Source organism: Sulfolobales archaeon (assembly GCA_038897115.1).
Classification (GTDB): domain Archaea; phylum Thermoproteota; class Thermoprotei_A; order Sulfolobales; family AG1; genus AG1.
The window spans coordinates 1-6,680 of sequence record JAWAXC010000111.1 but is presented as its reverse complement, the minus strand read 5'-3'; the positions used below and the strand labels follow the sequence as shown (position 1 = coordinate 6,680).

At 46.9% G+C, this 6,680-nt stretch carries 6 protein-coding genes; 3 read left to right on the top strand and 3 right to left on the bottom strand.

The window, feature by feature from the left end:
* Nucleotides 1–863: NAD(P)H-hydrate epimerase (locus QXE01_10785; GenBank protein MEM4971722.1), on the bottom strand; the 863-nt coding region annotated here is incomplete at its 3' end.
* Nucleotides 864–1,050: 187 nt separating this feature from the next.
* On the opposite strand from QXE01_10785, the gene QXE01_10780 reads away from it, so the two are divergent.
* Entirely contained in the window at nt 1,051–1,407 is a 357-nt protein-coding gene (locus QXE01_10780) for a hypothetical protein (GenBank protein ID MEM4971721.1), read from the top strand.
* A 398-nt stretch (nt 1,408–1,805) separates the two neighbouring features.
* Here the strand turns inward: QXE01_10780 and QXE01_10775 are convergent, their stop codons facing one another.
* On the bottom strand, nt 1,806–3,368 hold the full coding sequence (locus QXE01_10775; GenBank protein ID MEM4971720.1) for a hydantoinase B/oxoprolinase family protein: 1,563 nt from the start codon (nt 3,366–3,368) through the stop codon (nt 1,806–1,808).
* Between the two features lie 9 nt (nt 3,369–3,377).
* A complete protein-coding gene (locus QXE01_10770; GenBank protein ID MEM4971719.1) occupies nt 3,378–5,351 on the bottom strand; it encodes a hydantoinase/oxoprolinase family protein in 1,974 nt (657 codons plus the stop codon).
* A gap of 251 nt (nt 5,352–5,602) precedes the next feature.
* On the opposite strand from QXE01_10770, the gene QXE01_10765 reads away from it, so the two are divergent.
* Together QXE01_10765 and QXE01_10760 are read left to right on the top strand one after the other, a co-directional pair.
* A complete protein-coding gene (locus tag QXE01_10765) occupies nt 5,603–6,058 on the top strand; it encodes a hypothetical protein (protein MEM4971718.1) in 456 nt (151 codons plus the stop codon).
* A gap of 194 nt (nt 6,059–6,252) precedes the next feature.
* On the top strand, nt 6,253–6,680 hold a 428-nt coding region (locus QXE01_10760; protein MEM4971717.1), incomplete at its 3' end, for an ATP-binding cassette domain-containing protein.

The following is a 6,680-nucleotide window of genomic DNA, read 5'->3' as shown; positions in this document are numbered from 1 at the left end:
GATCTTGGTGCTGCTAGCCTTGAATAGCCTCCCCCAGCCTTTAGAAATGAGTATGAGGCATAGTATGGAGCTCCATAGTAATATCTAGCCCCGCCAACCACGAGGAACTTCCCAAACATACCCTTATGACCCCATCTAACCCTCTCGGGAAGAGGTATCGGTGTGTTAAGCTCCGCACCAGCTTCTCTGAGAAGCTCTGGTGGATATGATAGATGGGATATATAGAGCTTGCCACAATATTGATAACCCGGATACAATATATTCCCATACTTTGGAAGCCCCATGGCAACAGTGATGCTTGATCTAACGGCGATACCCCTAACAAGCCCGTTATTACCATCAACCCCCGATGGTATATCTATGCTAACAACCACAGCCTTGGACCTGTTTATAGCCTCTATAGCCCTTCTATAGAGCCCCCTAACCTCACCCCTAAGCCCTATCCCTATCAACCCAACAACTATGATCTCAGCCCATTCGACAAGCCTCTCAAGCTCAGCCAGCCTCTCCTCATTATCAGCTACATAGACATCAACACCCATAGCCCTTACAAGCTCTAAATTCCTCCTACAGAGATCAGTGGCCCTCGAAGGATCCCCAACAATAACCACCCTTACAACACCCCCACCAGCATATAGCCTCCTAGCAGCTACCAGAGCATCACCCCCATTATTTCCTGTCCCAGCAACAACAAGGATCCTCCGACCCCTCACAGATCCAATCTCCCTCAAGATAGCGGAGTAAACAGCCGACCCGGCATCCTCCATAAGAAGCATATGATCTATACCGTAGTTCTTATACGCAAGCTCATCGATCCTCTTCATCTCCTCAACACTACACACAGGCATATAGTACAAAGACAAAGGCCACCCCAACCCCTATATACTTCCAGATAATAACTGCTTAGCATTAATAGATGCGAAGATGAAACAGCCTATAAATTACAATTCTAACCCTTTTAGATAGTGATTAGAAGCAGGCCTTTTCATAGGGGGAGGAGCCATATATTTTTTAAGCCCTAGATGATAGATACCGGTATAAGGGGTTCCAATGGACTCTAAAGCTAAGCTGATCTCGATCTTATCCCATCTCAAGGATAGCATCTCAGCACCCTCCGATATAGTTATGAGAACCGGTTTACCTAGATACGAGGTTCTAGGAGCATTCCATGTCCTAGAAGCCCTCGGAATTGTAAGTATTGTTCATAGTAGGAGCAATTATAAGCTATACACATTATCCGAAATAGGTAAGAAGATCCTTGAGACCCTTTTAAACGGTGGAGACCTAGAGGATCTAATCGAGTCTAGAGAGCCCCGGGAAGAAGATAGACCAACCCTATATAATCCCGGTGAAGAGCTACCCCCTAAAAAGATCTCCGAAAATATAGGAGAAGCTGCACAAGCCTAGCACATTATAAAGAATACCCGACGATAGATACTGTAAGAAGCTTTCAACACCCCAAGAGAAATCCCCTAAAAACATAACATATGAGCCGGGATATAGTGAATATTAAAAACACCAGCTCGCCTATCGTGTTTGGATTTTTTACCCCTACATATTAATATTATTATAGGGGGCCCAGTCCCTGGGAACCCCACCCCCGATGACATTCACCAATTGGTTACCTGGGGCTGGGCCCCCTCCTACTTGATAACTGAATGCCTCGCCCTCTAGAGTGGATAAGAGGTTAGAAACCGCTATGAGAATAAGGAATATGCTGTCTCAACACACCCTTCTCCAAATTTTCTCCGTTTTAAATAGTGTGGGTTTGGAACTATATTTCCTTATGCCGGGTTCTATGATAACTAGGTTTTTGGAGATCCCCATCCCCCACCGCCAGGTGTTTCTATTATTACCTCATCCCCCTCTTCTAGCTCTATGGAGAACTTGCTTGGCATCACCAGCTCTCTTCCATCTCTCTTTCTAATCACTATCTTCCCGGGTTTTCCAGGCTCTCCTCCATAGAGACCCCATGGGGCCCTTTTAACTCTCTCAGACATTATTGATAGTCTTGCTGGTCTCAGCACTCTAAAGGATCTTATGATTCCGTCTCCTCCTCTGAATCTCCCCCTCCCCCCGCTCCCTTCTCTAATCTTATATGCTGTATATATTATGGGGTATGCCCTCTCAGCAATCTCTATAGGTGTGTTCATAGTGTTAGTCATATTCACATGCACCCCAGATACCCCATCCTTGCCTGGTCTCCCCCCAGTGCCTCCGCCTATTGTTTCGTAGTATGCCCAATACCCTGTCACAGGATCCTCTCCCCCGATCATTACATTCATCATAGTTCCAGAGCCGGCTGCTGGAACCCTATCTGGCACAATGGCTGAGAGGGCTTTTAGAACCACATCTGCAATCCTCTGGGAGGTCTCCACATTCCCCCCAGAGACGGGCGCTGGTTTCCTCGGATTCACGACTGTCCCCTCAGGTGCTATAACCTCTACAACGCTGTAGAAGCCCTCGTTAACAGGTATCTCGCCCTCCATAATACTTCTTACTGAATAGACCACCGCTGCGTATGTAACACCATATACAGCGTTATAAGGCCTATCGATCTGCTTGCTCGTTCCTGTGAAATCCGCCCTTATATATTCATCCCCAACCTCTAGCCTCACCCTTATCACGGGATCCTGATCTTCTAGCTCTAGATAGTCCTCAGCCTCAGAGACACCCCTCCTCCACCCAGAGATCTTGGCTAGAGCCAGAGCCCTGCCATGGGATATAGCTTTTTCCCAGGCATCCTCAACAGCTTCCACACCGTATTTCTTAACAAGCTCCACAACCCTTCTCGAGCCAACTATGTTTGCTGCTATCTGCGCCTTCGTATCACCCTCTGTCACAAGTGGTGTCTTTGTGTTAGAGGTTATGATCCTCAAGATCTCTCTATCTATAGAGCCCCTCTTAACAATCTTAACAGGGGGTATGATGAAGCCCTCCTCATATATTGTTCTAGCCATTGGATTCATGCTCCCAGGCATCGGCCCGCCGACATCAACCTGGTGAGCCTTATTTATAACATAGCCTATATGCCTACCCCCATAGTATATCGGGGCTATCACAGTTACATCGTTGAGATGTGTCCCAGAGATATAGGGGTCGTTGAAGATCAGCATATCGCCATCCTCTAATATATCGCCGCTCCTCTCAATCCAGCCTACTATGTTTTTAACACAAACCCTGAAAGATCCCAGGTGGACTGGTATATGCTCAGCCTGGGCAACAATCCTACCTTTTTTATCAACTATAGCACAGCTATGATCCATCCTCTCCCTTATATTCGGGGAGAAGGCCGATCTCTTGAGGGCGACACCCATCTCCTCAGCTATATACACAGTAGCCTTGTAGATCAACTCCCACGAGACCATGGAACCACCTCAGAGCCTCTCAATAACAATAGATCCTGTTGCATCTACCCTGGCCTCCCAACCCTCTGGGATCACTGTTGTAGAGTCATATTCATCTATAAGAGCAGGTCCCCTCAGCCTAGCACCCTCGGGAAGATCGCTTCTAATATAGATAGGAGCATTTACCCATGAATCAGCTATATATGCCCTTCTATAGCCCCTAGGAGATGCATCACCATGCCTCCTCGGACGCGGTAGCTCTGGCTTCACCCTTTTAATAACCGCGAAGACCCTTATGGTTACAACCTCTATCGGTAGATCCATTTTGAAGCCGTAGAGAGAGACATGCCTATCCTCAAAAGCCCTTGAAATCTCATCCATAGATGCTGGCCTCCCAGCTGGAACCGTGATCTCCCAGCCCTGCCCTCTATACCTTGCATCAGCATATCTCACAAAATAATCCACCCTTTTAACTCTCCTCAAGATAGACTCCTCGAGAGATCTATATGCTTCCTCCAGATCCGCTGGGAATGATGCTCTAGCCTCTAGCCTCCAGTCAGCTAGTAGGAGGCCTAGAGCGCTGAAAACCCCTGGAAAAGGTGGGATTATAACCCTTCTAATCCCCATCTCCTCGGCAATCCCAACAGCGTGTTGTGGGCCTGCACCGCCGAATGCTACTAGGGAGAACTCGCTTGGATCTAGGCCCCTTTCAACTGTTACAAGCCTTATAGCCCTCGCAGCCTCTAGATCAGCGATTCTCACAGCTTCAATAGCAACCTCATAGGGGTCTCCAAGCCTTGAAAGCCCTTCCAAAGCCCCCCTCTTATCAAGCTTTATAGCACCCCCCAGCAGGTGATCCGCTATTCTTCCGAGGACTAGGTTTGCATCCGTTATAGTTGGCTCCTTACCTCCCCTACCATAGCATATAGGCCCTGGATCCGCGCCTGAGCTTATAGGCCCAACCCTGAGGGCTTCCGCCTCATCCCTCCATATGATCGTGCCTCCCCCTGCAGAGACCTCAGCTAGATCTATGAATGGGAATCTCACGGGATAGCCGGAACCCTTAACGATCCTACCGTAGTGGGCCTCCCCACCTACTTCATACTCGCTGGTTATCTCTATCTCACCATTTACTATAGTCCCAGCCTTAGCTGTGGTTCCACCTATATCTAGGCTTATAACCCTATCCAAACCCATGATCTTTGCAAGCTCTGACGCCGCTACAACACCCGCTGCCGGGCCACTCTCTATAATCTGCACCGGCCTCTCCATAGCCTCGCGGATATCCACCAGCCCGCCTGAGCTTGACATGATATATAGCTTAGGATCTCTGAATTGTGATAGAGACGATGCGAGAGACTCTATATACCTCGACACTATCGGCATTAAAACAGCATTCACAACAGCTGTCGAGGTTCTCTCATACTCCCTAGGCTCCGGAGCTATCTCGTGCGATGCAACAACATATCTAAAGTAGCGGCTAGCAATCTCTTTAGCGGCCTTCTCATTAGATGGATTTACATATGAATGGAGAAAGGATATAGCTATAGACACCACCCCAGATCTTATTAGCCTCTCACACACACCTCTGATCTCGTCAACATCTATACCCTCAATAATCTCGCCAGACGCTGAGGTTCTCTCCCTAACCTCGATCCTCAGCTCTCTTGGAACCAGAGGCCTCGGCTTCTCAAAGAACTGATCATAGAGCCTAGGCCTATTCTGCCTACCAATCTCAATCACATCCCTAAAACCTCTAGTAGTTATAAGAGCCACCTTCGGAAGCTCCAGACCAACCTGGCCCCTAAGAGCATTTGTAGCTATTGTAGTTGCGTGAACAATCTCCTCTATATCACCCCCTATGTTTCTAAGACCTGCCACAATAGCTTCCTCAGGATTCCTCGGGGTTGTGAGGATTTTAAAAGATCTTAGATTACCCCTGTCATCTATATATACAAAATCCGTAAAAGTACCCCCAACATCAACCGCAACCCTAACCCCCATGATCTCCAAGCTCCAGTTAATTAAGAGCTTCATAGGTTTATATAATATATCTAACCTTAGATAAGCGAATAACTCCTTACAGAGACCTCAAATACCATGGATCAATTAACGGGATAGTTCAAACAGCACTGGGTAAAAGTCTCTACCACTGTTTCTCCATAGAAGGTTCAGACTTAAGAAGCGAGGATCACAGCAACGATGCTGGGGAAAATATTTTCATATAATATCCCCCCATAATATTTATGGTAGCCATGGAGCTGGGGAGAATATTAGAGGAGGAGGCTCTCTCTAAAAAGATCCAGGAGATCAGCTTCTCCCAGCTTGTTGAGGAGAAAGATAGGATCTCTAGGATCTATTCTTGGTGTGCTAGAAGGAGAGATGGTGAGATATGTAGTGAATTGGAGAGGGTTTTAACAGATGCTGTTAGATCCCTTATGAGGCTAAGAATATTTAAGGCCATTATGGGGCTGGATCCCGGCAAGTCTTTTGATTCAGAGATCCTTAAGATGGTTGCCAAGATACAAGACATAGTCATTGATCTTTTTAAAAGCATCCCTATAGATCCCTATGGTAGAGTTCCCATAAGATCTAAGGTGGATCTTGAGGGAGAAGGGCTTAGCCTCAGGAGAGGCTATATATACATGATCCACCTAGATCATGCAATGATCCTCATAGCAAGCGGTCTAGCAGAGCCAGTATACATATAGCAACTACTCACCTACTTGAGCACCGGCTCTCCCACATCCCTTCCCACATCTCGCAAATAGTAGTACTTCTGATCCATTTAAAATCTATAACAGCTGAAAACTAGAAAAGCCTTAGCCAAGCCAACGATCAGCTCTAACATAATAAATATCACTAGCCATAGAAACATTAATCATGGTATAAGAGAGTGAAAGCCTTGGGAGGTGGTGAGCGAGATTATAGTGTAGATGTTAGAGAGCTCGAGAAGTACTACGGATCTATCCATGCTCTTAAGAAGATCTCTTTTAAGGTTGAGAGGGGCTCTATCTACTGCCTGGTAGGCCCCAACGGTGCTGGTAAGACAACCACATTTAGGATCCTCGCAACCCTCATACTACCAAGCGGTGGTGATGCCTATATAGAGGGGCATAGCGTTATTAGAGAGCCAGAAGCTGTTAGAAGGGTTATATCATATCTCCCAGAGGAGGTTGGAGCATATAGGAACATCACTGGGCTTGAATATCTAGAGATTGTTGCCAAGATATACTATAGAGGAGGGTTTGGAGAGGCCCTTGAAAGGGGGGTTAAGATCTCTGGCCTCTCTGAAAAAGATCTTAGGAGGCCTATGAAGCAATATTCGAAGGG

Bases quoted from the DNA above. Each gene is read 5' to 3' on its own strand.
- QXE01_10765 (MEM4971718.1), top strand. From the start codon at position 5,603: ATGGAGCTGGGGAGAATATTAGAGGAGGAGGCTCTCTCTAAAAAGATC.
- QXE01_10770 (MEM4971719.1), bottom strand. From the start codon at position 5,351: ATGGGGGTTAGGGTTGCGGTTGATGTTGGGGGTACTTTTACGGATTTT.
- QXE01_10775 (MEM4971720.1), bottom strand. From the start codon at position 3,368: ATGGTCTCGTGGGAGTTGATCTACAAGGCTACTGTGTATATAGCTGAG.
- QXE01_10780 (MEM4971721.1), top strand. From the start codon at position 1,051: ATGGACTCTAAAGCTAAGCTGATCTCGATCTTATCCCATCTCAAGGAT.